22 protein-coding genes are annotated in these 26,275 nt (G+C 72.6%); 6 read left to right on the plus strand and 16 right to left on the minus strand.

All coding sequences use genetic code 11. From position 1 onward, the window contains the following. Positions 1 to 110: 110 nt before the first annotated feature. The 5 genes from ACQ9ZG_RS32580 to ACQ9ZG_RS32600 form a co-directional block, all read right to left on the minus strand. Positions 111 to 1,559, minus strand: a complete 1,449-nt coding sequence (locus tag ACQ9ZG_RS32580; RefSeq protein ID WP_181398439.1) for a pyridoxal phosphate-dependent decarboxylase family protein — start codon at positions 1,557 to 1,559, stop codon at positions 111 to 113. Continuing rightward, entirely contained in the window at positions 1,556 to 2,299 is a 744-nt protein-coding gene (locus ACQ9ZG_RS32585; RefSeq protein ID WP_109917686.1) for a tryptophan 2,3-dioxygenase family protein, read from the minus strand. The genes ACQ9ZG_RS32580 and ACQ9ZG_RS32585 overlap by 4 nt, the downstream gene beginning before the upstream one ends. A 571-nt stretch (positions 2,300 to 2,870) precedes the next feature. Beyond that, on the minus strand, positions 2,871 to 3,347 hold the full coding sequence (locus ACQ9ZG_RS32590) for an acyl-CoA-like ligand-binding transcription factor (protein ID WP_146225958.1): 477 nt from the start codon (positions 3,345 to 3,347) through the stop codon (positions 2,871 to 2,873). A 224-nt stretch (positions 3,348 to 3,571) separates the two neighbouring features. Next, complete coding sequence (locus ACQ9ZG_RS32595) at positions 3,572 to 4,753, minus strand: serine hydrolase domain-containing protein (protein ID WP_109917688.1); 1,182 nt, start codon at positions 4,751 to 4,753, stop codon at positions 3,572 to 3,574. 91 nt (positions 4,754 to 4,844) lie between these two features. Beyond that, positions 4,845 to 5,018, minus strand: coding sequence for a hypothetical protein (locus ACQ9ZG_RS32600; protein WP_181398440.1), 174 nt, complete (start codon positions 5,016 to 5,018; stop codon positions 4,845 to 4,847). Positions 5,019 to 5,173: 155 nt separating this feature from the next. On the opposite strand from ACQ9ZG_RS32600, the gene ACQ9ZG_RS32605 reads away from it, so the two are divergent. Together ACQ9ZG_RS32605 and ACQ9ZG_RS32610 are read left to right on the plus strand one after the other, a co-directional pair. Further along, a complete protein-coding gene (locus ACQ9ZG_RS32605; RefSeq protein ID WP_181398441.1) occupies positions 5,174 to 6,355 on the plus strand; it encodes a sensor histidine kinase in 1,182 nt (393 codons plus the stop codon). After that, positions 6,343 to 6,987, plus strand: a complete 645-nt coding sequence (locus ACQ9ZG_RS32610) for a LuxR C-terminal-related transcriptional regulator (protein ID WP_028417792.1) — start codon at positions 6,343 to 6,345, stop codon at positions 6,985 to 6,987. Before ACQ9ZG_RS32605 ends, ACQ9ZG_RS32610 begins: the two co-directional genes overlap by 13 nt. Positions 6,988 to 7,021: 34 nt before the next feature. On the opposite strand, the gene ACQ9ZG_RS32615 is transcribed toward ACQ9ZG_RS32610, so the two are convergent. The 4 genes from ACQ9ZG_RS32615 to ACQ9ZG_RS32630 all read right to left on the minus strand — a co-directional run bounded on the left by ACQ9ZG_RS32615 (position 7,022) and on the right by ACQ9ZG_RS32630 (position 11,195). Continuing rightward, the gene (locus tag ACQ9ZG_RS32615; RefSeq protein WP_499281533.1) at positions 7,022 to 7,648 is read right to left on the minus strand and encodes an FtsX-like permease family protein; all 627 of its coding nucleotides are present in this window, start codon (positions 7,646 to 7,648) and stop codon (positions 7,022 to 7,024) included. Next, complete coding sequence (locus tag ACQ9ZG_RS32620; protein WP_499281534.1) at positions 7,573 to 9,489, minus strand: ABC transporter permease; 1,917 nt, start codon at positions 9,487 to 9,489, stop codon at positions 7,573 to 7,575. Before ACQ9ZG_RS32620 ends, ACQ9ZG_RS32615 begins: the two co-directional genes overlap by 76 nt. After that, the gene (locus tag ACQ9ZG_RS32625; protein WP_499281535.1) at positions 9,486 to 10,376 is read right to left on the minus strand and encodes an ABC transporter ATP-binding protein; all 891 of its coding nucleotides are present in this window, start codon (positions 10,374 to 10,376) and stop codon (positions 9,486 to 9,488) included. Before ACQ9ZG_RS32625 ends, ACQ9ZG_RS32620 begins: the two co-directional genes overlap by 4 nt. Positions 10,377 to 10,805: 429 nt before the next feature. Further along, positions 10,806 to 11,195: a helix-turn-helix transcriptional regulator gene (locus tag ACQ9ZG_RS32630; protein ID WP_219995609.1), complete on the minus strand. Its 390-nt coding sequence runs from the start codon at positions 11,193 to 11,195 to the stop codon at positions 10,806 to 10,808. Between the two features lie 12 nt (positions 11,196 to 11,207). Between ACQ9ZG_RS32630 and ACQ9ZG_RS32635 the strand changes: the two genes are divergently transcribed. Together ACQ9ZG_RS32635 and ACQ9ZG_RS32640 are read left to right on the plus strand one after the other, a co-directional pair. Beyond that, on the plus strand, positions 11,208 to 11,786 hold the full coding sequence (locus ACQ9ZG_RS32635; protein WP_499281536.1) for a hypothetical protein: 579 nt from the start codon (positions 11,208 to 11,210) through the stop codon (positions 11,784 to 11,786). Positions 11,787 to 12,468: 682 nt separating this feature from the next. Further along, complete coding sequence (locus tag ACQ9ZG_RS32640) at positions 12,469 to 14,661, plus strand: eCIS core domain-containing protein (protein ID WP_181398241.1); 2,193 nt, start codon at positions 12,469 to 12,471, stop codon at positions 14,659 to 14,661. Here the strand turns inward: ACQ9ZG_RS32640 and ACQ9ZG_RS32645 are convergent. From ACQ9ZG_RS32645 to ACQ9ZG_RS32670, 6 genes are all read right to left on the minus strand, one after another. Continuing rightward, the gene (locus ACQ9ZG_RS32645) at positions 14,628 to 15,110 is read right to left on the minus strand and encodes a hypothetical protein (protein WP_109915464.1); all 483 of its coding nucleotides are present in this window, start codon (positions 15,108 to 15,110) and stop codon (positions 14,628 to 14,630) included. The two genes, ACQ9ZG_RS32640 and ACQ9ZG_RS32645, sit on opposite strands and share 34 nt — an antisense overlap. Positions 15,111 to 15,219: 109 nt before the next feature. After that, positions 15,220 to 16,743, minus strand: coding sequence for an acetaldehyde dehydrogenase ExaC (gene exaC, locus ACQ9ZG_RS32650; RefSeq protein WP_099220014.1), 1,524 nt, complete (start codon positions 16,741 to 16,743; stop codon positions 15,220 to 15,222). 361 nt (positions 16,744 to 17,104) lie between these two features. After that, positions 17,105 to 18,361 (minus strand): GAF domain-containing protein, encoded by a 1,257-nt coding sequence (locus ACQ9ZG_RS32655; protein ID WP_109914004.1) that lies wholly within the window; start codon positions 18,359 to 18,361, stop codon positions 17,105 to 17,107. Positions 18,362 to 18,460: 99 nt separating this feature from the next. Beyond that, positions 18,461 to 19,042 carry an N-acetylmuramoyl-L-alanine amidase gene (locus ACQ9ZG_RS32660; protein WP_109914003.1) on the minus strand — a complete coding sequence of 194 codons (582 nt, stop codon included), beginning with the start codon at positions 19,040 to 19,042 and terminating at the stop codon, positions 18,461 to 18,463. 166 nt (positions 19,043 to 19,208) lie between these two features. Further along, positions 19,209 to 20,534: an SWIM zinc finger family protein gene (locus tag ACQ9ZG_RS32665; protein WP_499281537.1), complete on the minus strand. Its 1,326-nt coding sequence runs from the start codon at positions 20,532 to 20,534 to the stop codon at positions 19,209 to 19,211. After that, a complete protein-coding gene (locus ACQ9ZG_RS32670) occupies positions 20,531 to 23,458 on the minus strand; it encodes an SCO1167/SCO6262 family helicase (protein ID WP_499281538.1) in 2,928 nt (975 codons plus the stop codon). The genes ACQ9ZG_RS32665 and ACQ9ZG_RS32670 overlap by 4 nt, the downstream gene beginning before the upstream one ends. Before the next feature lie 255 nt (positions 23,459 to 23,713). Here ACQ9ZG_RS32670 and ACQ9ZG_RS32675 point away from each other — a divergent pair, with 255 nt between their 5' ends. Beyond that, on the plus strand, positions 23,714 to 24,883 hold the full coding sequence (locus tag ACQ9ZG_RS32675; RefSeq protein WP_109915547.1) for an acyl-CoA desaturase: 1,170 nt from the start codon (positions 23,714 to 23,716) through the stop codon (positions 24,881 to 24,883). Between the two features lie 41 nt (positions 24,884 to 24,924). Next, positions 24,925 to 25,107: a tail-anchor membrane protein gene (locus tag ACQ9ZG_RS32680; protein WP_053216704.1), complete on the plus strand. Its 183-nt coding sequence runs from the start codon at positions 24,925 to 24,927 to the stop codon at positions 25,105 to 25,107. A gap of 124 nt (positions 25,108 to 25,231) precedes the next feature. Here the strand turns inward: ACQ9ZG_RS32680 and ACQ9ZG_RS32685 are convergent, their stop codons facing one another. Then, positions 25,232 to 26,122: a hypothetical protein gene (locus tag ACQ9ZG_RS32685; RefSeq protein ID WP_109915548.1), complete on the minus strand. Its 891-nt coding sequence runs from the start codon at positions 26,120 to 26,122 to the stop codon at positions 25,232 to 25,234. Positions 26,123 to 26,275 lie beyond the last annotated feature (153 nt).

The raw sequence follows: 26,275 nt of genomic DNA on the forward strand, positions 1-26,275 counted from the left end.
AAGAACCGCGAGAGACGCCCCTGAGGGAGGCCAGAGGCGATCCTGGCTCGCTCCGGCGAAATCACGTCCCGCGCGTCTGGAAGACCCTCCGCGAGACGGGGAGACCTTACTCATGCGCACAGGGTCGATCGGGCGTAGGTCACAGCGTCCACCAGCCCGTCCACGTGCTCCTCGCGGGTGGTGTGGTTGTTGATGGCCACTCTGAGGTACGGGGCGCCACCGGGGTGGCAGATGGTGGTGTAGTAGGACCCCGATGCCGTCAGGGTTTCATGGACGGCCAGGGTGAGGGCGTCGGAGCCCTCACCATCGCTGGTCAGGGGCCTGAAGCAGCAGATGGGTATCACCGGGTCGCAGAGCAGTTCCAGGCCGGGGGTGGTCCGTACGCGGCGTGCCAGGTGCTGCGCGGTGGCGAGGTTCCGGGCCAGCAGGTCGGCGTATCCCTGTCGGCCCAGGGACCGCAGGGCGAGCCAGAGTCCGAGGGACTTCCAGGGGCGGGCGCCCTCGGGGCCGAGGAAGACGAAGTCGTCGCGGGGGTCGTGGTTCCAGTAGTGGGCGTGGTCGGCGAAGCTGGTGGCCAGGTTTCCGGGATCACGTACGAGGAGGCAGCCCAGTCCGTAGGAGAGGAACATCCACTTGTGCGGGTCCAGGGTGACGGAGTCGGCCGCGTCCAGTCCCGCGAAGGCGGGTCTCGTCGCGGGCAGGTCGGCATAGACAGCGGCCGCCGCGCCGTCGATGTGGAACCAGGCGCCGCACTCGGCGGCGATGGAGGCGAGTTCGGTGAGCGGGTCGACGGCACCCGTCGCCGTGGCACCGGCGAGGCCCACGACGGCGACGGGGCGCAGTCCGTCGGCGGTGTCGGCGGTGACCTGCCGGTGCAGGGCGTCGACGCCGATGCGTCCGTCGGGGCCGGCGGGGATGACGCGCAGGGCACGGCGTCCCATCCCGAGGATGTCCAGGGCCCGGGCGATGGAGTAGTGGGACTCGCTGGAGGCGTAGACCGTGGCGCGGCCGAGGACGCCGGCTCCGCGCAGCTGGGCGTCGGGGCCGAGGACACTGTCCCGAGCGGCCTTGAGCGCGGTCAGGTTGGCGAGGCTGCCGCCCGAGGTGAAGATGCCGGGAGGCAGGGAGGCGTCCGTGGCCGTGGGGTAGCCGATGAAGTCGGCCACCCAGGACAGGGTCTCGATCTCCATGGCGGCGGCCGCCGGCCCCATCCGCCAGGCGGCCGGACTCTGGTTGAGCAGGGAGGCCACCGCGTCCCCGAGCACCGACACGGGCAGCGGGCGGGGGTGGAAGTAGCCGAAGTACTGCGGGTGGGCGCCGTTGCAGTAGGCCCGGTCGAGGATGTCCGGCAGCGCCGATTCCAGGAGCCGGGAGAGCGGGAGCCCCTGCTGCGGCAGCTGTGCCGGATTCCTGCCGGCAGTGTGCAGCGCCGGGTCATCGGCGTAGACGGGGCGTGCCGTGGGGTCGCGCTGGGTGTCCAGGAGCGCGGCCAGGTGGGGGCGGCAGGCTTCCAGCACCTCGTCCCAGTCGTCGGGGACCGTCGACTGCTCGTTCTTCATGGGGTGTTGCCGTTCTGCTTGTCCCGTCCGCGAGTCCGGGCCGGGCTGGTGTACCGGGTCGGTGCCTGGGCGGTGAGCCGGGAACGTACCTCCCACACCCGCGGGTAGAGGCGTCGGGTGGCGAGCCTGGCCAGTACGTCGATCGGGGTGCCCGCCACTCCGACGGCGTCGGTCCCGATGAGGCGTTCGACGACCCTGAGATGGCGGGAGCGCCACTCCATGCAGGCCACGTCCAGGTCCAGAAGCGCCTCGGCGAACTGGAACAGCGGCTCCCACCGCGGATCGCCGCGGTAGACCTCCTCCAGTTCCACGCCCGCGCTCTTCAGCTCGGTCTCCAGCAGATCGGACAGCTGGGGTGCCAGCGTGCGCACCCGCCGCCATCCCGGGGAGTCGAACCCCGAGCCGTTCTCCAGCTGCGTCCTGATCTGCTGGTAGGCCCACGGGGATATGTGGTCCAGGCTGTCCAGCTGCCGGGTCAGACAGTCGATGTGGGAGCGGACCCGGCCGGTCATGCGGGCCGCGGCCGGAAGGCGGCCCTCGCCTGCCGCCCGCAGTGCCCGCTCCAGGTCGGTCGCCGCCAGTTTCAGCCACAGCTCGGACGACTGCTGCACGACGAGGAAGACCATCTCGTCAGGGTCGGCCAACCCCTCGGTGTCGCGCTGGAGACTCAGCAGGACATCGGTGCTGAGGTAGCGCGCATAGGCGCTGTCACCGGCGGGGGTTTTAGAGGGGGTGTGCATCTTCTGTACCTTGCATGACGTGACCAGTGGCAGACCAGGAACTGCACGCTGCGAGGACGATCTGTGCTCGCACTCGACGCGTAGACATGGTGTCCTCGTGGCTGGCTTGCTGAAAACGGGGTGGGCTGCCAGTCAACCGCGTGAGAGCGCTCTCCACTGTGGCCCAGGGGTTAACACTACGTGTCCGAGCCCAGTTGGGCGAGGGTGCAGTGCTGGCGCGTACACCACGACCTTTGGCATTCCGACCGTCTCCTCGCCGGGAACTTGCGGGAGTTCCTCATCGACCAGCACGGACAGCTCCGTAAAGGGTGCCGGTCAGAGCGGGGATCTGGAGATGGCGACAGCGGTTGCCCCTGGAGGTCCGGGCCGCGCAGAGGTGGATCGTCGGCACCATCAGCGCATCCGGAAGGCTGATCGCTGCTCGCGATGTGGCGGGAGGCGAACTGCGGCGAGTGGGAAGCCGCCACCGCGGACCTGGATCTGCTCCAGTGCCTGGAGTTTGAGCGGGGGCAAGAGACCGCTGGGGCCCTGCTGGCCCGTCGACTCCTGCTGTTGCGCGTACTCGACACTGCTAGCCGGAGGAGGAACTGCTCCGCGCCTCAGCCGATAGCGGCACACGCAGGGTCAGTAGGGGGAAGGCCCTGCGAGGCGATTCGGAGTGCAGCAAGCAGGTCAGGGGCGGCCGAGGAGCTCTCCCCGGGGGCTGGAGTGAGAAGTTCTCGGCGCCGATCCGGAGCGCGCTGTTGACGACGGCGGCGTGGACCTGGACGTGCAGGTCCTGCGTATCGGACCCGGTTCTGTGCGCGAGGAGTTGGGTCAGCACGGGCAGCGCGTCGTCGGGTGCCTGGAGCCAGACGGGACGCAGGGCGGGATCGGTGCAGGCCAGGCGTAGGAGGTCGAGGACTGCAGGATCGGGGGAAGGGAGGGCGTGCCGTCGTTGGAGCAGGGCGAGGTAGTCGGTCAGTGATCGGTCCGCCGGCCTGAGCCGGAACGCCTCGACGGCCGCGTCCAGTCCCTCGGTCAGCAAGGGGCGGACGCCATCCACCATGGCGTCAGCCCTTGGGCCCCCGTGGGTGCCGGCGCTTCCCTGCCCCGCGACATCACCGGCGGTGTTGTCCCCGAATGCGGCCACTTGCCGGCCGAGGGGCTTCACAGGAACTGCTGTCGGCACTGTGCTCCTTCTGCGCGTCCTGCCGGGACGTAGGTGGTTCCGTCTCCGACAGCGTCGGCCCGTGAGCACCTTCCGGTGTGAGCAGAGGCACCTACGGGCGGTCAGTTGCAGAAGGCGGTGTCGGTTGCGGACATGACCGCCTTCGCGCTCTTCTCCGCGTCGCCGAAGGTGCCGGGGAGCGCGGTGACCGCCAGGCCGACGGCACGGCCGTCGTCGGTGGCGCCGCCCCGGGTCTCGTAGCCGTCGATGTCGCCGCCGTGCCCCCAGTACTCACCGCCGCAGCTCAGCGGGATGCTGAAGACGCCGAGGCCGTAGCGCCATCCGGGCATGAGGGGTGCGTCGACCGTTCTGCGCATCTCGGCCAGTTGGGCGGGAGCGAGGAGCTTTCCGTCGAGCAGTTGGCGGGCGAACTTCGCGAGGTCGCTCGGGGTGGAGATCAGCTGGCCGGCGGCGCCGCCCCAGGAGGGGTCCATCCGGGTGGCGTCGATGACCTTGCCGTTCTCCAGGCTGCTGAGGGCGTAGCCGCGGGCGTGCGGCCTGGGAAGGGTCTGGTCGCCGGGCTGCGGCCAGGAGGTGTGGCGCAGCCCCGCCCTGCGGATCACGCGCTCGGTGATCTGTTCCTGCACGGGGCGCTCGGTGACCCTCTCGATCAGCATTCCCGCCAGCAGGTAGTTGGTGTTGCTGTACTTCCACTTGGTGCCCGGAGCGAACTCCGCGGGGTGGGCCAGGGCCGCGGTGAGAAGGTCGTGCGCGTGGAAGAACTTGTGCTGGACCTTGTCGAAGTTCTCCAGGCCGATGTGCTCGGTGTAGTTGGGAAGGCCACTGGTGTGCTGGAGCAGCTGCCGTACGGTGATCTTCCGCCCGTCGATGCCCTGCCCCCTGACGACGCCGGGCAGGTATGTCTCGATGGGCTCGTCCAGCTCGACCTTGCCCTCGGCCACCAGCTGCAGGACCACGACCGCGGTGAATGTCTTGGTGTTGCTGCCCGCCCGCACATAGCCGTCGCGCGGGACCGGAACCGTCTCGCCCAGCCTCGCGGACCCGGAGACGAGCGAGGAGGTACGGCCGTCCTTGCGCACCCACGCGAACGCGGCCGGAAACCTTTCCTGGGCCACCAGTGCGTCGAGGCTCCGCTGCAGAGCCGTGTCTCCGCCCGCTCGTGCGGTGGCCTCCCGCGATGTGTCCGCCGCGGCCGCGATCGTGGTGGCCGATCCCACCAGACTCACCGCCGAAACGACCAGTATGCCCTTGCGCAGCCTTGAAGCGGTCTTCGTGCGTCCCATCACAACTCCCTGTGGATCGGTGTTATCGGTCGGGCCTCTCCCCGTCGGGGCGGACCCGCACTGGCCTGGTGCACTGGATCCGGCCGGCGGCTCAGGAGTTCTGCGGGTTCTTCTCGCGCAGCAGCCACAGCGTGAACGCCGATCCCAGGAGGATCAGCCCGGACGCGATGCTGCTTGCCGCCTGCGTCGTTCCGGACCAGAGCAGGCTCGTCGTCACGTTGAAGACGAGCGAGCAGACGAGCACGAACCAGAGCAGAGCCTTCATGGGGAACTCCCGGGGGACGAGTGGGTGACGCGGTGCGTCCTGATGCCTCCATGCTGGTCGCCGCCCACCGTGCCGTGGCAGGGTGCCCACTCGTCGGTGCATGGTGTAGCAGGCTCCACCTCGCAGGCCCGTGCCGGTCGAATAGGCTGGTCGCCATGGAACGGGCGGTGGGCAGGGCTTGGCGGGCGACCCGGCAGCTCGTCGTCGGCTTCGGGCTGAGCTGTGCCTGTCTCTTCCTGGTGGCTCTGTTCCTCATCGCGCTGGCGGCGACCGCCCTCGTGGTGGGTGCGGGGATGCTGCCCGAGACCGTGCTGACCGTGCGGCGGTTCGCGGGCTTCGAGCGGCGGCGGGTGGGCGCCTGGACGGGCGTCGAGGTGCCCGAGGCGTACACCGCCTTGACCGGGACGGTCGTCGAGCGGCTGCGGGGCGCGGCCGAGGACCCCGGCACCCTGCGCGATCTGCGCTGGGTCGGGGCCCATGTGGTGTACGGGATCGTCCTGTTCTGCGTCGCGGTGGTCGTCTGGGTGCCCGCGATCGTGGTCGACGGACTGTGGTGCGGGGTGTTCGGCCGTACCCCGGTCGTCCTGCCCCTGCTCACCCGTATCGCCGATCTCGCCTGCGCGTGGTCCAGGGCCCTCCTGACGCCTTCGCCGCAGGCCCTCCTGGCCCGCCGGGTCGAGCAGCTCACCGAGACCCGGGCCGGCGCGGTCGCCGCGCACGGCGCCGAGCTGCGGCGCATCGAACGCGATCTGCACGACGGCACCCAGGCCCGCCTGGTCTCCCTGTCGATGCGCATCGGCCTCGCCAAACGTGTCTACGACACCGATCCCGCGACCGGTCGTGCCCTGCTCGACGAGGCGCAGACGCAAGCGGAGGAGGCGCTCACCGAACTGCGGCACGTGGTGCGCGGCATCCACCCGCCCGTCCTCACCGACCGGGGCCTGGAGGGCGCGGTGCGCGCGCTCGCCGCGAGCAGCGGTCTGGATGTCGAGGTGAGCGTCGACGGTACGGACGACGGGACGCGGGCGCCCGCCGCCGTGGAGGCCGCCGCCTACTTCGCGGTGGCCGAGGCGCTCACCAACGCGGCCAGGCACAGTGGCGCCGAGCGGGCGTCGGTCACGCTCACCCGGACCCCGAGGCTGGTCCGCGTCCGGATCCACGACGAGGGCCATGGCGGCGCCGAGGAGGCCCTCACCGGCACCGACCCCGAACAGCCGCGCGGCACCGGTCTGATCGGCATCCGCCGCCGGGTCGCCGCCCTGGACGGAACCGTCCGGGTGACCAGCCCCGCCGGGGGCCCGACCGACATCGAAGTGGAGCTGCCGTGCGCGTGGTGATCGCCGAGGACAACGCCCTGCTGCGGGAGGGCCTGGTCCTGCTGCTGCGCTCCTCGGGCCATGAGGTGGCGGGCGTCGCCGCGACCGGGCCCGAGATCCTTCCCCTGCTGCTCGAGACGCGGCCGGACGCCGCCGTGCTCGACGTCCGGATGCCGCCCGACTTCCGCGACGAGGGCCTGCGCGCCGCCCTCGCCGCCCGCGAGCAGTTGCCCGGCCTCCCGGTGCTCGTCCTCTCCCAGTACGTCGAGGAGACCTACGCGGCCGAACTCCTCGGCGGCGGGGCGCGCGGCGTCGGCTATCTGCTCAAGGACCGGGTGGGCCGGGTGGACGAGTTCCTCGACGCGCTCGGCCGGGTCGCCGACGGGGGCACCGCGCTCGACCCCGAGGTCGTCACCGAGCTGATGTCCCGGCGGCGCCGCGACGACCCCCTGGCCGCCCTCACCCCGCGCGAGCGCGAGGTGCTGCACCTCATGGCCGAGGGCCACGACAACGCGACCATCGCCAAGTCCCTCGTGGTGACGGAGCGTTCGGTGCACAAGCACATCGGCAATGTCTTCACCAAGCTCGATCTGCCGCCCAGCGACAGCGGGCACCGCAGGGTGCGGGCCGTGCTCGCCTATCTCAACGCCTGAGCGGGGCGCGGCACCCGGCGCCCCGAGCCCGCGGTCACCGCATCGCCCTGCGGACCGGAAGCAACGTCCCCGCGGCCGCCGTCACCGCGACCACGCCGACGATCAACAGCCCCTGGAGCGGAGGCAGATACGGCACGGTGCGTGCCGTCGCGAAGCTGAAGGCGGTCAGCGGCACGGCCGCCACCCCCGCCCCTACCATCAGTCCGGCCACCGTGACCAGAGCGGCCTCGGCGCAGAGCATCGCGCGCACCTGGGACCGGCCCGCGCCGACCAGACGCAGGAGCCGCAGGGCCGGGCGGCGCCCGACGCCGATCAGGGTCAGGGTGCTGAGTACGGCGATCACGGTGAACGCCCCGATCGAGGCCACGGCGACGCCCGCCAGGATCTCACCGGCGCGCTGCTCCTCGGCCACGAGGCGTACCGGCGCAGGATCATGACGTAGTGTCACATCGCTCGGGCCGCCGGGTGCTTGAGCGTCCGGGCGCGCGGGATCGGCGGCGAGACGCTCCATCAGACGCGCGCCCAGGCCGGACGGGGCGGCCCCGGGGGAGGCCGCGATCAGCACCTCGGTGCTGCGCGGTGCCGTCAGGTGTGCCGCCAACTCGTCCCGTGCGAAGAGGAATTCACCCAGGGCCAGCGAGCGCTCGTGCACGGCCGCCACGCGCGGGGAGCGCTCCGTGCCGTCGCCGAAGCGGAGCCGCACGCGGTCGCCCGGGCGCAGGTCCATCGAACGGGCCCGGTCCCGGCCGACGGACACCGTGCCCGGGCCGAGGTCCGCGAACGAGCCCTCGACGAGTCCCGGGTCCAGGGTGCGCGGCAGGGCGTCCGGGGTGACCCCGAGGACCGGCAGGCGTTCGAGGGCCGGCGCGCCCGCCTCCCGTCCGGCCAGGACCACCGTGCCGCGCAGGACGTCGTTGACGGCGGCGACCCCGGGGGTCTCCCGGAGGCGGTGACCAGGACGACGGGCGTGATCGCCGCCCCGAGCCTGCGGGTGCCGCTCGCGGACTCGGCGGCCGCGAGCCGCCCCGGGGGACCGCCGAGACGCCGCAGCGGTACGGCGGCCACCTTGGTCGCGCCACGGGCGATCCACGGGCCGAGCACCGCACAGCCGACGACCATCGTGAGCGCCGCCGCACTGGCCGCGGCGGCGGCCACCGCGCCGCTCTGGAGGGTCGCCGTCCCGGCGGCGCTGACGCCGAGGGCGAGCAGGACCAGGCCGGTGATCCGCCGGGCCGGTCGCTCCCGCACGGGTTCGGCGGCCGTCGTCCCGAGGGCCGCCGCGGGCCGGGCCCGTGCGATGGGCTCGCAGCCGAGGAACGCGGCCAGGCGGGCGATGCCCACGGTCAGGCCCGCCGTCACCAGGACGGCCGCGAACAGCCAGGCGGGTGTGGCCGGTTCGAACCCTGGCGGCAGCGCATCGCCTGACCGCAGCAGGCCGAGGAGGCCGAAGCACGCCGGTATCGAGGCGACCGCCCCGAGCAGCGCGGGACCCACCGAGACCCGCAGGACCTCCCGGCCGACGGCAGCGCGAAGTTGCCCTGGTGCGGCGCCGACGGCCCGGAGCAGCGCCAGTTCGCCCGCCCGCTGGCGCAGGGCCTGCGCCACCAGGGAGGCGATGACGAGAACCGCGATCATGACCACGGTCCCCGCGACGGCTCCGCACAGCGCGAGCAGCGCAGACCGTGCCGGGGCCGCGGCCAACTGCTCGGCGGAACCCCGGTCGTCGCCGGTGTACACCCGCAGGGCGGTGGCATCGTCGGCCGCCCGTGCCTCCGCCCGGGAGTCCCGCACCCGGGCCCGGTCGAGGGCGTCCCTGACCCGGGCCTGCAACTCGGCTTTGTTCACCCCCGGTTCGGCCAGCAGACCGATGGCGTCCACGGTGCCGGGGTGCCCCGAGAGCCGACGGGCCTCGCCCGCCGTGAAGTACACGGCCTCCCGGCCGTCCGCGACGCCGACCACCGTGAACGTACGGGGCACCCCGCCCGCGCGTAGGCGCACCCGGTCGCCGGGGGAGGCCCCGTGCCCGGCGGACACGACCACCTCGTCCGCCGCACCGGGCGCGCGTCCCGTCCGCAGGGCGTACGGGGCGAGCCGGGCGGCTCCCCACGAACTGCCGTGCGCAGCAGCGCCGTCGGCGCTCTCCAAGGTCACCGGGAACGTACTGTCGGGCACGGCCGCCCGTACGCCGGCCACCTTCCGCAGCAGATCGACGGTGTGCCACGGCACCCGGATCCGCTCGGTGAGGGCCGCCTCGGCCGTATCCGACCCGCCGCCCCAGGGCCTGGCCCGGTAGCGGGTCGTCTGGTCGGCGGCCACCACTGCGTCGGCGGCCGCGTAGCGTTCCACGCGCGCGTGACCGAGCGCCGTGGCGCCCACGGTCAGGGCGAAGGCGCCGAGCAGCAACGAGGCGAGCGCGAGCGCGACGACGACCGCCGACCACGCCGCGCGGTGCGTCCGCCGTGCCCGCGCGGCCAGCAGCGCGGCCGCCGGTGCGGCGCTCATCGCGGGCTCCGCTCGTGCGACGGGACGGCGGCGGGGCCGTGGTGGGCGCGGGAACCCGGCTCGCACGGCAACGGCTGCGGCCACCCGGCAGACCTCTCGCGGGACCCGCGTCCCAGCTCGTGCAGCAGGGCGCGTACGGCCTCGGCACGCGGCGCGACCTCGTGGGCGGCGACCCGGCCCGCGTGCAGGAACACCGCCTCGTCCGCCCAGGCCGCGGCGACCGGATCGTGCGTGACCATCACGACCGTACGGCCGTCGTCGGCCGCCTGCCGCAACAGCGCGAGGACTTCGGCCGCGGTGACCGGGTCGAGCGCGCCGGTGGGCTCGTCCGCGAACACCACGTCCGGCTCGGTGACCAGCGCCCTGGCGACCGCGACCCGCTGACGCTGGCCGCCGGAGAGCCGGGCCGGGCGGTCCTCCGCCCGGTCTGCGAGGCCGACGGCCGCAAGGGCGGCCCGCGCCCGGCCGCCCGGCTCCCGGCCCGCGAGCAGCAGGGGGAGCGCGGCGTTCTCCAGCACGCTCAGCGACGGCACCAGGTTCAGGGACTGGAAGACGAAGCCCACCCGGTCGCGGCGCAGCCGCGTGAGCGCCGCTTCCCGGAGCCCCGCGAGCCCCGTACCGCCGATCCGGACCGTCCCGGACGTCGGCCGGTCCAGACCCGCCGCGCACTGCAGCAGCGTCGACTTCCCCGAACCCGAACGCCCGAGCACGGCGACCATGCGGCCGGCGGGCACCCGCAGGCTCACCCCGTCGAGCGCGGTCACCCCGCCGGGGTACGTACGGCGAACGGTGTCCAGGTCCAGAGCGGGTACCGGACCGGCCGGGACCGTATCCGACAGCCTCTCGTCCCCCGCGAGGGCCTCCGTACCGCCGCGTCGCCTCGACATCTCCACGTCCCTCCGGGATGGACCGTCGGCGGACCGGCGCGATTCTGGACATCGGCCGGCTCCCGCCCGGCCTTCACGGCCGGATCGTCCTCACGGGGAAACGCTAGAAACCCGCCGCGGCGGCCACGAGGGGGCAGGCACCTGTCGTGGGGGTGGAGCCAGCTCCACCCCCACGCGCAAGGACCTACGAGGAGTTCTGTGTGAATGGGGTGCCGCCGCCTTCGACCATGAGCCGCTTGACGGCGCACACATCGCCGAGAACGTCTCTCCGGGAGAGGGAATCAAGCAGCTCGAACGGGCCTCTCCTTCAGAAGGTCGCCCAGGGAAAGGGCCACACAGTCCACAACCTTCGAGGTGGACGGCCGCATGCCTGCCGACGATCGTCGCCCGGTGCGGGGCGGGCGAAGCAAGCCGATCCCGCTGGAGCGTCTACCTGCGGTAGCTGCCGGGGGTGCGGCCCATGACGCGGGTGAACGTGTCGATGAAGGCGCTGGGGGTGGCCCAGCCGCACCTGTGTGCCGCCTGAGTCACGGTAGCTCCCTCACTCAATTCGATCATCGCCTGGAGGATCCGGGCGTTGGCGCGCCACTCGGGACAGGTTCCGCCGAACTCCGCGAGGAGGAGCCGTCCCGACTGCCGCTCGCCCACACCGACTCGTCCGGCCGGCCAGGTGAGGATCCGTGGCTGGGACAGATCCTTCAGTACGAGGCGGCATGCGGCGGTCAGGCGGGGGTCGCGGGCCGTGGGAAGCTGCAGGGCCGTGATGTCGGCAGGCAGCAGCCGGAGGTTGATCACGCCGAGGTGTACGCGCTGACGCACTCCTCTGCGGTGGTGGGCGTCAGCGGACTCGTCGGGCTGGTGCCGACCGTCGTCCCCGGCCTCTACGTGGGAGCGGTCGCCGACGAGGTGGATCGCCGGAAGCTGTATCTCGGGTCGTGCCGGCTCACCTGGATCGCTTCTCTGGCCTTGATGGTGCAGAGCCTGCCCCACCTGCCCTTCCCCTCCGGCGGATCCGCCGGCTTTCCCGGCCTGCGCTCGGTGGCGGACGGCCTGCTGTTCATCACTCCTCGTCCCGTGGTGCTCATGTCTTCCCTCGTCGATGTCGCCGCCATGGTGCTGGCCGGGCCCGAAGCCTCTTTCCTCGAGCGGCGGCCGGACGGTTCCACGGCGGTGTGGGCCCGCTCCACTCCGCGATCGCGGAGTGGAGCGCTTGTCGCCGGGCTCTTCGGCGGCTGGATCGGCCGTGTCCGCCGCCAGGGCGTCGCCCCGATCGCGGCCGTGATCGTGTGGGCCATGGCCATGGCCATCGCCGCCGCCGGACTCACCCGCACCCTGTGCGCCGCCCTCGTCCTCGCGGCCGCCCTGGCCGTACGCCCGTTCTGGCGCTACCGGGCCGAGACTGCGGGCTGATTCGGGCCGTCGAAAGGAGCAGGTTCTGGTCGCTCTGAGAGCTTGTTCAGGACGCGGCCCGGGAAGCCCTCGCCGCACGGACATCCGTCCTGGCCAAGGCCTCGGATAGGCAACCGGTAGCCGTGTCAACGGAGTTCGCTGCGATGCTCGGCGTCCTCCCCTCCGGTGCGGACACCGACGTGGGTACGGGGCAGACCGCTATCGCCCGCGCCGGCGGCATCGCCTCTGGCGACGTCGAGCGGTACCGGCAGGCCGGGGCCCGCCGGTCCTGGTGTCACAGATCGCGCACGAAGGTGCGCACCGCCACCCTCGCCATCAGGCCGCCCACCTCCGTCACCAGCCCCGCGACGCCGAGGAACAGCGGGCACCGGCTGGGGCCGGCGAACCGCGTCACCAGGACGCCGCCCTTCCAACTCGGCGTCGACCAGGTCGAGAATGACGCGCACCCGCCCCTGGCCGAGCGGACCATCCGCGGCACAACCAAGAGCACCTGCCCGAGGCACCTCCTCAGCCAGGGCAGGAGGTTTGCCTGCCAGGGGCAGATCCTTCAGCGAAAGTTTGCCCTGTGGGCCCGACTCTGTTGCCGTTCAGGCCAGAAGGCATGCGTGGTAGACGGTCCGTGGGTTCTGATACCACCACAACACCTCTAGCTCGACGCCGAGGCAGGAGTTGAGTAGTACGCATGAAGTCTCACGACAACGAGCGTTCCGTCGAGTCGGCCAGTGGGCAGAGAGCGGTGCGTTCAGCTCCCTCCGGCGGATTCATGGCGTTACAGGCGAGCGTGGGCAACCAGGCAGTTCTGGAGATGATGCGCCGACAGCGCGCGGCGGATGAGGGGCAGGGCTCCGCGGCCGGAGAGGACTCCGTGCATCAGGTGGCGGAGCCTGCCCCGGACCGGGCGGCTGTTGAGGCCGGACTGCGCTCGCCGGGCCGTCCTCTGGACCGCGCGACCCTGGCCCGTAAGGAAACCCAGTTCCAGGCCGACCTCACCGGCGTGCGCCTGCACACAGGCCCCTCCGCAGAGGAGGCGGCGGCCGCGGTGCAGGCCCGAGCGTTCACGGTCGGACAGGACATCGTCATCGGCAAGGACGGAGGCGATTTCAAGACGCTGGATCACGAGTTGACCCATACCGTGCGTAACCTTCAGAGTCCCTCGGCCGGTCACCCTACGGGCAGTGGCTTCGCCATGACGCACCCTGGGGACCGCGAGGAACGGGAGGCGGAGTCGAACGCTTCGCGGATGAGCGCGGGTGGTCCCAGTGCGGTCATGGGGCAGGGAGCAGCAGTGCGACCCTCTGCCTCCGGCCGCGCTGCTGTCTCCCGCCGGCTCACGGCGGCACCGCTCCAACGTGCGGGGGCGGAAGAACCGTCCGCAGCCACGGGGGCGGGGCCCGAGGAGGAAGCGCCCAAGGGCAAGGAGATCATTTCTCGTCTGAGCCAGTCGATCGAGCTGCACACTGTCCAGAAGAAGTCCAAGAGCAATGTCTTCGCTCCCGGCACGTGGTGGCCCGAACAGTGGATGATCAGGGGGCCCGCCCGGCTGCGGAAAACTCTGGACAGGCGGGTGATGCGAGGGGAGACATTCAGCGAAGAGGATCTGGCAGACATAAAGAAGCTGTCCGAGATCAATCCCCAGTGGCTCGCCGATGTCGGGATCGGGACGTACTCGGAGGCTGAGAAGTACACCGAGGGCCCGTTCGACGACTGGCTGAGACTGCCTGCGGGCAAGCGTGTCCTGACCGCCACGCTGGCCGTCCGCAGAAGCCACCCTGTCTTCAGAGATCCAGAAGTCCTCACCCCGACCGACCCGGCCTACACGCTCGGCCGGTTCATGGAAACCCGAGCGCCCGGCACTGACCCTGCGGTGCGGCAGGTCTTGGAGCGGGAGCGCGACCAGCAGATCCGCGATACTGCCGTCGACACCCTCCACCCGGAAGGCATAGCACCGGGGCGCCGCCACGAGGGCGCTGTCCCCGCGAAGGGAACTCCGCTCGGCAAGGGTGGCGAGAAAGCCCCGGATTACGTCGGCAGGGATGCCCAGGGCCGTGAGATGCTCACCAGGATACTTCTCGTCCTGCGCCACGGACTCCAGCTCTACAGCCCCGAAGCGGGCGGCCACGCCGTGGATTACGAGAAGGATGTCATTCGCGCACTGGCTCACGGCGGACGCGTCAACGTGCGGATTCCCGCATTGAGCGCCAAGGGCGATTCTGACTACTGGCTTCCGCACTTTCTGGGGGTGACCAAGGACGCCACCAAAGGGGAGACCGCAGAAGGTTTCACCGAGCGGGACTTCGCCACCCACCGTACGTCCATCAGCGCCAACAAGTCCGACGCGCGCGGCACGTTCAAGGAGAAGGGGGGCATCCTGGCATCGGTTACGAACAAGCTCACCGTTGGAGCCGCCAGCCCCAAGCTCTGGGGCAAGGACATCTCCGGCGGCGGAATCGGCTCCAAGGACTGGAACGGCAACATGGTCCTGCCGAACGGCTCCTACGGCCACGTCCTGCTGGTCTACCACCGTCCCACCACAGAGAAGGACGGATCGCTCCAGATCGGCATCGAGACGATCGCCCCGCACGCCGCCAGCCCCGTCGGATACCAGCACGACTTCCGCTCCACCGAGGCCACCTCGAACCCTGAATCCGTCCTGCACGGACACAAGGCCGACAAAACCGGCTCCGGTGGTCTGGGCAAGAACGAACGCTACGTCGATCTTCAGCAAATGGGCGCCGCCCATCGGAGCGGGGACTGGCGGACTTACCTGGACGAGATCCAGCGCGACTGGGAAGAACAACTCGCAGCTACGGAGGGCGACACGGCAGCACGACGCGCCCTCTATCAGCAACTGGTCGGTCCGCGGGCCCGACCGTGAACGCCGGGTGGCCCCGCCCCGAGCCGCAGCACCCACCCGGTGTGCGTGCCGGGGGACAGCGGCAGCAGCAGGCCGTCGGCGGTGAGGAACAGCGGGGTCCGGCCCGGGTCGGTCGTCGGGGCGACGAGGATGCCTCCGGGTTCGAGGGTCGCGTCGGAGGGGTCGTGGACCACCCGGGCCCGGCCGGTGACCTGGCCGGAGGCCCCCATGCCGGTGAGCGTGCGGTCGTCGGGCGGTGGGGCGGGCAGCAGTGTCTCCACGTCGGTGCCGTCGGAGAGCAGGGCGACCGGAACGGTACGGCGGCGCAGTACCCGCCCGTACTCCGCGCGCCGGGCGGCGACCGTGGCCCGCAGTCCGGACAGCTCGCGTGACCTGCGCAGGAAGAGGTCCGCGAGACGGCCGCGCAGGGGGTGCTTGCGACGGGCCCTGCCGGCGAGTTCGGCGGCCATCGCCTCGGCGTGCCTGGCCGCGTGTCCGTCGATGCGGCGGTGGGAGCCGGAGAGCGATGCGTAGGGCGCCTGCCAGGTAAGTCCCCTGGTCAGGCGCCCTTTTCTGCGCCTAGAAGAAGCCCAGCTTCTTCGCCGAGTACGACACCAGTAGGTTCTTCGTCTGCTGGTAGTGCTCCAGCATCATCTTGTGGTTCTCCCTGCCGATGCCCGACTCCTTGTAACCGCCGAACGCGGCGTGCGCCGGATACGCGTGGTAGCAGTTCGTCCAGACCCGGCCCGCCTTGATCGCACGCCCCGCCCGGTAGGCCGTGTTGGCGTCACGGGTCCACACCCCGGCCCCGAGCCCGTACAGGGTGTCGTTGGCCGTCGTGATGGCGTCGTCGAAGTCGGTGAAGGAGGCCACCGCGACGACCGGGCCGAAGATCTCCTCCTGGAACACCCGCATCCGGTTGTCGCCCTCGAAGACCGTCGGCTGGACGTAGTAGCCGCCCGCCAGCGCACCCCCGTGCTCGACGCGCTCCCCGCCCGTGAGGACCTTCGCGCCCTCCTGCCGGCCGATCTCCAGATACGAGAGGATCTTGCGGAGCTGGGCCTCGGACGCCTGCGCGCCGATCATCGTCTCCGTGTCCAGCGGGTCGCCCGGCACGATCTTCTCCGTACGGGCGATACCGGCCTCCAGGAACGTGCCGTAGTGCCCCCGCTGGATCAGGGCACGCGACGGACACGTGCAGACCTCGCCCTGGTTGAGGGCGAACATGGTGAACCCTTCGAGGGCCTTGTCGAGGAAGTCGTCGTCGCTCGTGGAGACGTCGTCGAAGAAGATGTTCGGCGACTTGCCGCCCAGCTCCAGCGTCACCGGCTTGAGGTTCTCGGAGGCGTACCGCATGATCAGCCGCCCGGTCGTGGTCTCACCGGTGAACGCGATCTTCGCTACCCGGGGGCTGGAGGCCAGGGGCTTTCCGGCCTCCTCCCCGAAGCCGTTGACGATGTTGACCACCCCCGGGGGCAGCAGATCCGCCACCAGGCTCATCAGGAAGTGGATGGACGCAGGGGTCTGCTCGGCCGGCTTCAGGACCACCGCGTTGCCCGCCGCCAGCGCGGGGGCGAGCTTCCAGGTGGCCATCAGGATCGGGAAGTTCCACGGGATGATCTGGCCGACCACGCCCAGCGGCTCGTGGAAGTGGTACGCGACGGTGTCCTCGTCCAGCTCGCTGAGCGAGCCCTCCTGGGCCCGCAGCACCCCGGCGAAGTAGCGGAAGTGGTCGATGGCCAGCGGGATGTCGGCGGCCAGCGTCTCGCGCACCGGCTTCCCGTTCTCCCAGCTCTCCGCGACCGCCAGCTCCTCCAGATGCGCTTCCATCCGGTCCGCGATGCGGCTCAGCACGCCCGCGCGGTCACCGGCCGGGGTGGCGCCCCACGCGGGCGCGGCGGAGTGGGCCGCGTCCAGGGCCAGTTCGACGTCCTCGGCGGTCCCCCGGGCGATTTCGGTGAAGGGGCGGCCGTTGACGGGGCTCGGGTTCTCGAAGTACTGCCCGCGCACCGGCGGCACGTACGCACCGCCGATCCAGTGGTCGTAGCGGGACGCGTACGTGACGATCGCGCCCTCGGTGCCCGGTGCGGCGTAACGGGTCATCTCTCTGGCCTCCAGCTCCGGTGCCGCCCGCCGTTGGACGGCCTCGGCGCGAGGCTAGGAGGCCGGACGTTGCAACGCCGTTGCGGTGGCGGTCGGGTGGTGCGCGAGGTGTACGGGTACGGAGGGGCGTCCAGGCCCCGGAACGCGTCAGGCGGTACGGGACCGTGGCCGGCCGGGGAGGGAAGTCCCGGGCAGGCGTCCCGGGTACGAGACCGGGGGGCACGCCCGGCGCAGGGCACCGGGCGCATCGTGGCGCACCACGGCGCACCCGGCGCGAGCCGTCCCCCCCGGCCCAGGGCCCCATGCCCGGGTCCCCCCGCCCAGGTCCCTCCCGCCCACATCCGCCCCCGGATCCTCCGGCTCAGCCGCCCTGCTCCGCGTCCAGCCCCCGCACCCTGGCCAGCACCGCCGCCCGCTGTCCCGCGGGCACCGCCTCCGCCAGCGCCCGCCACACCTGCAGGTCGTCCTCGCCCCACGGGCTGTACGCCCAGTCGGCCAGCAGCCCCGGATCACCCCGGGCGACCAGCGCCGCCCGCAGCTGGTCCGCGAGACGCCGACGCAGCCGTACGACCCCGGGCGCCCGCGAACCAGGCAGCAGCGGACCCGCGTACGCGCCCATCGCCCCGGCCACGGCTCCCGAACCCAGCCTCCGGGCCACCGTGTCGAAGTCGGCGTCCACCGGCACACCCAGCCGGTAGGGACGCGAATGCAGCAGGTCCGGGCCCAGCAGCCGCCTGAGCCGGGAGAGTTCCGCCCGCAGCGTCACGGGGGAGACCGACTCGTCCTCGTACAGCTCGATCAGCAGCTCGTCCCCGCTCACCCCCTCGGGACGGCGGGCCAGGGCGACGAGGATCTCGCTGTGCCGCCTGCTCAGCCGGATCCTGCGGTCCCCGGCCACCAGGAGCGCCTCGTCCCGGCCCAGTGCGCTCAGCCGCACCGGACCGTCCTCGGCGAGGGCCGGGGCCAGCAGGGCGAGCTGCGACTCGGCGGCCCGCGCCACCGCCTGCACGAACGCCAGACTGTGCGGGTGCGCCAGCCGGGGGCCGCCCGTGATGTCCACAGCCCCCAGCACCCGGCCGGTGTGCGGGTCGTGCAGCGGAGCCGCCGCGCACGTCCACTGCTGCACCGGGCGCAGGAAGTGCTCGGCTGCGAAGACCTGCACCGGGCGGCCGACCGCGAGGGCCGTGCCCGGTGCGTTGGTCCCGGCGACCGACTCCGCCCAGCGGGCGCCCTCCACGAAGTTCATCGCTCCGGCGCGGCGACGGGCCGCCGCATGTCCCTCCACCCACAACAGCCGGCCCTGCGCGTCGCAGACGGCGAGCAGATGCTCCCCGTCCGTCGCGTACGCGCCCATGAGTTCGCGGATGACGGGCATCGCCCGGGCCAGCGGATGGGCCTCGCGGTAGGGGCCCAGCTCGTCCGCGCCGAACTCCACGGCGGGCGCGCCGTCCGGGCTGACCCGGGCCCGCGCCGAGCGGAGCCACGATTGTCCGACGACCGTCCGTACCGGCCGCTCCAGCCGCCCCGCGGAGGTGAACACCTCGTGCGCGCGGCGCAGCGCCCCCATCTGTTCACCGGGGTCCGTATCAGCGGCCAGGGCCACCCAGGGGTCCGTCAACTCGCCCTCCGTCCGGGGCCGTCCCGCCTCCTGCCTCCCCATCGTCGTCGCCGCCGCTCCCTGCGACAACCCGGCTGCGCGGGGTGATCGCGGGGAGGGTCAAGGGAGGTTGACGAGACGGAGGTAGCGGTCCCAGTCCCAGAGGACGCCCGGGTCGGTGTGGTCGCTGCCCGGCACCTCGTGGTGGCCGATGATGTGCGCCCGGTCCGTGGGTATGCCGTGCCGCGCGCAGATGTCCGCGGTGAGGAGGGCCGAGCGCCGGTACATGACGTCGGTGAAGAACTCCGGACGGTCCACCCACCCCTCGTGCTCGATGCCGATGCTGCGGGTGTTGACGTCCCAGTCGCCCGCGTGCCAGGCGATGTCCTTCTCCCGCACGCACTGGGCGACATGGCCGTCACCGGACCGCACCACGTAGTGGGCCGAGACCTGCTGCGCGGGATCGCGGAAGATCCCGATCGTCGGGGTGAACAACTGCTGGGCGACATGGATGACGACCCGGTCGATCCGGCGCTCGGAGGGGTGCGCGGGGACGGAGCGGTTCGCCGCGTGGGCGGGCGCCCAGAGTGCCGCCGGGTAGTCCGGGGAGCCGGCCACGGGGGCGACGGCCCGCGCCGACGCCGGGACCAGCGCAGCCGCCGCGGTGACGACGGCCCCCTGGAGGAGCCTTCTGCGGTGCATCGCACTCCTCCAGGGGGCCGGGTTCACTCGTGGCGGACACGTGAGCACAAGAAGAGGCGGCCGAAGCAGCCTGCCGCTGATGACGTACGAAAGAAGGCTCCGGTTCCGTACCGCCGCCTCTCCTCACGCCTGGGCCACCATCAGCACCCCTGGTCCGCTGTCAGCCTCAGGCCTCCGCCGCAGCCCCGGAGAGCAGCCCCGCCAGCGCACTCGCCGGATCGTCGTCCGCCGGTCCCGCGGGCACCCAGCGGCCGCGTTCCCTGCGGTACGGCCACCACCGGCCGTCGCGGTCGTACCGGAGCTGGACATCGGCATCCGCCACGGTCCAACGGGCCCCGGCCGCCCGCAGCCGGGGCCGCTCGCCCTCCTCCCAGGCCGCCGCGAGCCGGGCACGGGCCCGGGCGAGGGACTCCGCGTCCGGGGCCCACTCCTCGTCCAGCACCGCCAGCGCGGCCGCCCCTCCGTACCGCCACGCGCGCACCGCCGCCGCCAGTTCGGCCCGCGACCGGCCCGCCGCCTCGGCCAGCCGCCCCGCGATCCACGGCTCCGGCCGGGCGTCGGCCACCAGCCGCACCGCGTCCTGCCCCGGCGTCAGCTCCGCCGGAACCGGCGCCCCTCCATGCCCCGGAGCCAGCGCCTCCAGCAGCATCCGCCGGGCCCGTACGGCGCTGTCGGCGGCCAGCACCTCCAAGGCCGCCGGGTCGAGACCGGGCGGCGGGTCCGCCTCCGTGTCCAGTGACGGCGGCAGCCCCGGCTCCTCGGGCACCGGCGGGGGCGGAGGGAGCGGCGGCAGGATGGAGCCCGCGCCGAACGCCTCGTCGGCCGGTATGCCGTACCCCTCCCGCTCCGCGCCCTCCGGCTCCTCGCCGCCCTCCGCACCGCGCGCGGCACTGCGGACCTGGAGTTCGTCCAGCAGCCGGCGCTCCGCGCGCCCCCGCACCAGCAGCAGGACGAACGGGTCCTCGTCCAGCAGCCGCGCCACCTGGTAGCAGAGGGCGCCCGAGTGCGGGCAGTGGTCCCAGGTCCCGCAGGTGCACTCCGGCTCCAGATCGCCGATCCCGGGCAGCAGCTCCACCCCGGCACCCGCCGCGTCCTCCACCAGATGCGGCGGCATCTCCCGGTCCAGCAGCGCCGCGATGTGCCCGGCCCGGTCGACCGCCATGTCCAGGAACCTGTCCCACGCCTCCGCGCCCAGCTCCTGGAGCAGTACGTCGCTCCGGTGCGCCGTGCCGTCCCGGTCCCGTACGACGGCGGTGATCCGGCCGGGCCGCACGGAGACCGCCCCGACCGCGCCCTCCCGGGCCAGCCGACGCCCCTTCTTGAGCTGCTCACCGTCCAGGGCCGTGTCCTCCAGCGCCTGCAGCCACGCCCGGCCCCACCAGGAGGTGGCGAACCCCCGGCCGCGCGCGGGAGGCAGCGGCGCGAACGTGACCTCGGCGAGGTCGGCCCCGTCCTCGGCGTCCACCGTGTCCGGCTCGTACGCGTCGCTCATCGTGCGCCCCCTCGCAGCTCGACCAGATCGGCCAGTTCCGCATCGGTCAGTTCGGTCAGCGCCGCCTCCCCGGAGCCGAGCACCGCGTCCGCGAGCCCCTGCTTGCGGGTGAGCATCTCCGCGATCCGGTCCTCGATCGTGCCCTCGGCGATCAGCCGGTGCACCTGCACGGGCTGGGTCTGCCCGATCCGGTACGCCCGGTCGGTCGCCTGCGCCTCCACCGCCGGATTCCACCAGCGGTCGAAGTGCACGACATGACCGGCCCGGGTGAGGTTGAGCCCGGTCCCGGCGGCCTTGAGCGACAGCAGGAACACCGGGGCCCCGCCCGCCTGGAAACGGGCCACCATCTCCTCGCGCCGCGCCACCGGCGTACCGCCGTGCAGGAACTGCGTGGGCACCCCACGCGCGGCCAGATGCTCCTCCAGCAGCCGCGCCATCCGCACGTACTGCGTGAACACCAGTACGGAACCCTCTTCGGCCAGAATCGTGTCCACCAGCTCGTCCAGCAGCTCGACCTTCCCCGACCGGTCCGCGATCCGGGGCCGCTCCTCCTTGAGGTACTGGGCCGGGTGGTTGCAGATCTGCTTCAGCGACGTCAGCAGCTTCATGACGAGCCCCCGCCGCTCGAATCCGTCCGCCCCGGCGATCTCGGCCAGGGTCTCGCGGACGACCGCCTCGTACAGCCCGGCCTGTTCGGCCGTCAGCGACACCGCCCGGTCGGTCTCCGTCTTCGGCGGCAGCTCCGGGGCGATCCCCGGATCGCTCTTGCGGCGGCGGAGCAGGAACGGGCGCACCAGGGCCGCGAGCCGCGCGGCCGCAGCCGGGTCCTCGCCGCCCTCCACGGCGGACGCGTACCGCTGGCGGAACGTGCCGAGCCGGCCCAGCAGTCCGGGCGTCGTCCAGTCCAGGATCGCCCACAGCTCGGACAGGTTGTTCTCCACCGGGGTGCCGGTGAGGGCGACCCGGGCCCGGCCGCCGAGGGTGCGCAGCTGCTTGGCCGTCGCCGAGTGCGGGTTCTTGACGTGCTGGGCCTCGTCGGTGACGACCAGCCCCCAGGGGACGGCGGCGAGCCCGGGCGCGTCGAGCCGCATCGTGCCGTACGTCGTCAGCACGAACTCGCCGTCCGCCAGCCCCTCCAGGGAGCGTGACGCGCCGTGGAAGCGGCGTACGGGAGTGGCCGGGGCGAACCTCTCGATCTCCCGCTGCCAGTTGCCCATCAGCGACGTCGGGCAGACCACCAGTGTCGGACCGGCCGCGTCCCGCTCGCCCTGCCGGTGCAGATGCAGCGCGATGAGCGTGATCGTCTTGCCCAGACCCATGTCGTCGGCGAGACAGGCGCCGAGACCGAGGGAGGTCATGGTGTTCAGCCAGTTCAGTCCGCGCAGCTGGTAGTCGCGCAGCGTCGCGGTCAGCGCCGCGGGCTGCCCGATCTGCTGGGCCCCGGTCGACTCCGGGTCGGCCAGTCGCGCGCGCAGCCGCTCCAGCCCGCCCGTCGCGGTCACCTCCACGCGGCGCCCGTCCACCTCGGTGGAGCCGGTCAGCACCGCGCCCAGGGCGTCGATGGGGGTGACCTTGCGGTCCTTGGTCTCCCGGGCCCTGCGCGCCTCCTCGGGGTCGATGAGGACCCACTGGTCGCGCAGCCGCACGATCGGCCTGCTGGACTCCGCGAGCCGGTCCAGCTCCTCGCGGCTCAGCTGCTGGTCACCGAGGGCGAACCGCCAGTCGAACGCGAGCAGGGCGTCGGCGGAGAGGAACGTGGGGGTGTCCGCGAAGGCCCGCCCCCGCCGCCCGTCGCCGCCCTCGCCCTCGCGGTCCTCGCCTGCGCCGTCCTGGCCGGCCGGGCCGATCACCGCACGGGCCGTCAGCTTCCGCGCCAGCTCCTTGGGCCAGTGCACCTGGACCCCCGTCGCGGCCAGGGCGCGCGAGGCGGGACCCAGCAGTTCGGCGATCTCCTCGTCGGCCGGCTCCACCGAGTCCGGCACGGCGGCGGAGAGCAGCGGGGCCAGCGGCGGCCAGGCGCGGGCGGCGCGGCGCAGGGCGAGGAGGGCGTCCATCCGGGCCCGTGGCCCGAACGCCGAGGCGCTCCGCGTGGAGCCCGCCCAGACCTCCGCCGCGTCCGCGACCAGGGACGGGTCGCTGACGCTGTGGATCTGCAACACGGCACGGAAAGAGGGCGTGGCACCGTCGGGAGAAGCGCTCCCGGCCGGGGCGTCGGCGCCCGTGGTGCCGGTGACCTCGATACGCAACGAGAGCCGCACCCCCGCGTCGTGACCGGCCGCCACGTCGGCCGCCCAGGCCCGCGCCTCGGGGACGGGGTGCGGTTCCGGGGCGGCGAACGCGGGACCGGCGGTGGCGAAGGCGGCGGCGGGCGTCCGGGGAAGCCCGTCCGCCACCGCGTCCAGGAACGCCCGCAGCAACCGCTCGGGCTCGGGCAGGAGCAGCGGACCGTCCTCCGCCGCACCGGTCTCCAGCGGGGTCGCGTGAGCGGTGGGCGGCATCGACGCGGCGAGTTCCCGGATCCGCTCCAGGTCCCCGGCGCCCAGCGGCCCCACGCGCCAGGCGTCCCGGTCGGTGGGGCTCACCCCGGGCAGCAGGAGGCCACGGGCCACGAACTGCAGGCCGAGCAGCGCGGCGGCGCCCCAGAAGGCGGCCGAGGGGGAGGCCTGGTCGTCGGCCCGCGCCCGGGTCAGCACCGGCAGTGCCTCCCGTACGGGCAGCTGCACGGCGGGCACGGTACGGCGCCGGAGGTCCGCCCCGGTCACGGTGAGTTCCGCGGCGGCTCCGGGCGGGCCGGGAGGGGGGCCGCCGTCCGGGTTCCAGAAGGCGATCAGACCGGTACGGGGCGGATCCGAGGGGACGAAGACCACACAGCAGCGGGACGGTGCGGACCTCTCGCAAGGCGTTTCCGCAGGGTGCAGGTGCACAGGAATGGCAGATTCCTCAAATTTGACTAGTGAGCCGAGCCGCCGAGGGTACTCCACTCGCGCCCGTGACACATGGCCCCTCGCTGTGATTCAGGTCACTTGCTGGGGCTGGTCGGTGGTCATGGTGTGGCTGGCACCACCCCGGAGTGCGGGGGTCTGCCCCAGGGTGACCGGGGTGGTGGCGTCATGGTCACGGACAGCCGCCGATCCGTACGTTTTATGAGGTCAGCGCAGGTTTTGGAGACCGGAGGCACCATGCTCCAAGCGACAGCCGCCGTTGCGGATTCCGCCGATCACGTCGGGGCGGGTCACGCCGGTGACAGCGGTTCGGACCGGACCGGGCCACCGGGTGCCGGAAGCGACTTCGCCCCCCTGCTGCGTGCGGTGAAGGGACAGGGCCTGCTCGACCGGCGCACCGGCCGCTATGTGCTCGACATCGGGGCCAACACGGTGGCCCTGGGCGTGGTGATCACCGTGCTCGTATCGCTGGGCGACACCTGGTGGAGCCTCTTGCTCACCCTCCCGCTGGCCCTTCTGTGGACCCGCACGGCCTTCCTCGCCCATGACGCGGGCCACTCCCAGATATCCGGTGACCGCCGGGTGAGCCGGTGGATCGGCCTGATCCACGCGAATCTGCTCCTCGGTATGAACGAGGCCTGGTGGAACGACAAGCACATACGTCACCACGCCAACCCCAACCACGTCGACAAGGACCCCGACGTCGGCGTCGGCGCCCTGGTCTGGACGCAGCAGCAGGCCATGGGGCGCGAGGGGTTCGCCCGCCGGCTGGCCCGCAATCAGGCGAGACTGTTCTTCCCGATGCTGCTGCTCGAAGGCGTGGCCCTGAAGGTCTACGGCTTCCAGTTCCTGCGCCGTCAGCGGGCCGGGGAGCGCGCGGTCTCGGCCCTGCTGATGACCGGGCACATCGCGCTGTACGCGACCCTGCTGCTGACCACCCTGTCCCCGGGCAGGGCCGTCGTCTTCGCCCTGCTGCTCCACGCCCTGTTCGGTCTCCACCTGGGCCTGGCCTTCGCCCCGAACCACAAGGGCATGGAGATGCCCGACCCGGACGGGGACCGCTGGGACCATCTGCGGCGCCAGGTGCTCACCTCACGCAACGTGCGCGGCTCACTCCTCACCGACTGGTTCCTCGGCGGCCTCAACTACCAGATCGAACACCACCTGTTCCCGAGCATGCCCCGGCCCCACCTGCGGCTGGCCCAGCCCCTGGTCAGGGCGCACTGCCGATCCCTCGGCATCCCGTACACGGAGACCGGACTCGTCGACTCCTACCGCCAGGGGCTGACCCATATGCACGAGGTGGGCGCTCCCCTCCGCCGGGGTATACCGGCGGGGCTGCTGAGGGATACCGGCAGGGCGAATGGGGGGAAACAGGGGGAACGTAAGAACGTGCGGGTGCGTTGAGTGAACAGGAGCGGCGTCGTGCCGCGAAGGAGGCGTGGACCATGTCGAACGGTGCGAAGGTCGCTGTCGCGGGGGTGGTGGCTGCGGCCGTCCTGTGGCCCCTGATCGGATTCTGGTGGGCGCTGCTGGTGGTGATCGGCGTCCCGGCCGCCGGCTATCTGCTGCTGGACCCGTCCCAGCGGCGCAGACTCCGCAGGATCAACAACAAGCAGATCGGCCGCTGAACGCAGGTCATGTCTCCCCATCCGTCTGCTTGCCACCGTCCCGGAGACCGGCGGGGCGGCCGCGCACGGTCGGTGCCGGACATCCCGTCGGGGGCGTGAGTCCGGCATCCGGCCGGAGCCAGGGTCAGGCCGGACGCGGCGCGAGCGCGTCCAGGGCCTCGAGCAGGCCGGGCAGCGAGGGCCCGCGGCCGACCGGGAAGACCTCGCCCGGCTCCTCGTCCAGCAGGATCAGCGCCACGTCGTCGGTCCGGGCGACCATCGACCACCCCGGGCCGTCGACCCGCAGGGTGCGGGTGTCGGCGGAGGCGAAGACGGAGCGGATCCGGCCGGGCGGCGGGGGAGTCTCCGTGTAGGCGCGCGCCTCCGCCAAGGCCCGCCGTACGCCGGGATGCCTCGGCCCGGTGACAGCGTCACCAGCCTGCGCCTCCCCGTCGGCCGCGCCCCCGTCAGCCGTCGGCCTCTCCGCCGCTTCCTTCTCCGCCTGCCCGCGCCGGTGCCCCTCGGCGGCGTTCTCCTGGACCTGTGGGCCGGACCCCGTATCGTCGATCTGCTCCCGCCACACGGTCCACCGCTCCGCGATCTCGTCGGCCCCGAGCCTCCGTTGCGCGGGGCCCCAGGAGTCCGGGTCCGGAGGAGCGAGCGGGGCGGGACCCGCGCCGTCGGTCTCCGGGTCGTGCGGGGCGGGCACCCCGGGCGCGGCGACGGCCAGGGCGAGTGGCCAGCCGGGCAGCGCGCACACCACGGTGCGCTCGTCGGGGGAGAGGTCGTACGCCATGCCGCAGTCCCACGCGGCGATGGCCACGGCCACCAGGGAGGCGTCGTCGACGACCACGGTCCAGCGGGCCCCGTCGCCGTCCTGCCCGAGGACGAGGCCGTACCCCCGCTCGTACGGTTCGAGGGCGAGCGCCCCGCAGGCGGCCACGTAGTCGTCGCCCAGTACCCCGGGGAACCGGGCGGGGGTCAGCAGTACCGCGGTCAGCACCAGCAGCGCGTCTTCGGTGTCCGCACCGGCCACAGTGTCCTCCTCGTCCCGATCCCCGGTCGCCCGTCCGGCGCACCTTAACTACTCGGTAACCTCGCCGTCGAGGCCCTGGCCGACGGCGAAAGTCCGGATCGGCCGCACTCTTGACCGTCTCCCGGCAGCTCTTTCGACAGATACGTCCGACCG

It is taken from the genome of Streptomyces araujoniae, assembly GCF_050871195.1.
In the GTDB taxonomy this organism is placed as follows: Bacteria; Actinomycetota; Actinomycetes; order Streptomycetales; family Streptomycetaceae; genus Streptomyces; species Streptomyces bacillaris.

Excerpts from the sequence above, each read along its gene's own strand:
- ACQ9ZG_RS32675 (WP_109915547.1), top strand. The coding sequence starts at position 23,714 with ATGCTCCAAGCGACAGCCGCCGTTGCGGATTCCGCCGATCACGTCGGG.
- ACQ9ZG_RS32620 (WP_499281534.1), bottom strand. The coding sequence starts at position 9,489 with ATGAGCGCCGCACCGGCGGCCGCGCTGCTGGCCGCGCGGGCACGGCGG.
- ACQ9ZG_RS32605 (WP_181398441.1), top strand. The coding sequence starts at position 5,174 with ATGGAACGGGCGGTGGGCAGGGCTTGGCGGGCGACCCGGCAGCTCGTC.
- ACQ9ZG_RS32645 (WP_109915464.1), bottom strand. The coding sequence starts at position 15,110 with ATGGCCGCCGAACTCGCCGGCAGGGCCCGTCGCAAGCACCCCCTGCGC.
- ACQ9ZG_RS32595 (WP_109917688.1), bottom strand. The coding sequence starts at position 4,753 with ATGGGACGCACGAAGACCGCTTCAAGGCTGCGCAAGGGCATACTGGTC.
- ACQ9ZG_RS32600 (WP_181398440.1), bottom strand. The coding sequence starts at position 5,018 with ATGAAGGCTCTGCTCTGGTTCGTGCTCGTCTGCTCGCTCGTCTTCAAC.
- ACQ9ZG_RS32580 (WP_181398439.1), bottom strand. The coding sequence starts at position 1,559 with ATGAAGAACGAGCAGTCGACGGTCCCCGACGACTGGGACGAGGTGCTG.
- ACQ9ZG_RS32625 (WP_499281535.1), bottom strand. The coding sequence starts at position 10,376 with ATGTCGAGGCGACGCGGCGGTACGGAGGCCCTCGCGGGGGACGAGAGG.
- ACQ9ZG_RS32680 (WP_053216704.1), top strand. The coding sequence starts at position 24,925 with ATGTCGAACGGTGCGAAGGTCGCTGTCGCGGGGGTGGTGGCTGCGGCC.
- ACQ9ZG_RS32660 (WP_109914003.1), bottom strand. The coding sequence starts at position 19,042 with ATGCACCGCAGAAGGCTCCTCCAGGGGGCCGTCGTCACCGCGGCGGCT.
- ACQ9ZG_RS32585 (WP_109917686.1), bottom strand. The coding sequence starts at position 2,299 with ATGCACACCCCCTCTAAAACCCCCGCCGGTGACAGCGCCTATGCGCGC.
- ACQ9ZG_RS32665 (WP_499281537.1), bottom strand. The coding sequence starts at position 20,534 with ATGAGCGACGCGTACGAGCCGGACACGGTGGACGCCGAGGACGGGGCC.
- exaC (WP_099220014.1), bottom strand. The coding sequence starts at position 16,743 with ATGACCCGTTACGCCGCACCGGGCACCGAGGGCGCGATCGTCACGTAC.
- ACQ9ZG_RS32640 (WP_181398241.1), top strand. The coding sequence starts at position 12,469 with ATGAAGTCTCACGACAACGAGCGTTCCGTCGAGTCGGCCAGTGGGCAG.
- ACQ9ZG_RS32590 (WP_146225958.1), bottom strand. The coding sequence starts at position 3,347 with ATGGTGGATGGCGTCCGCCCCTTGCTGACCGAGGGACTGGACGCGGCC.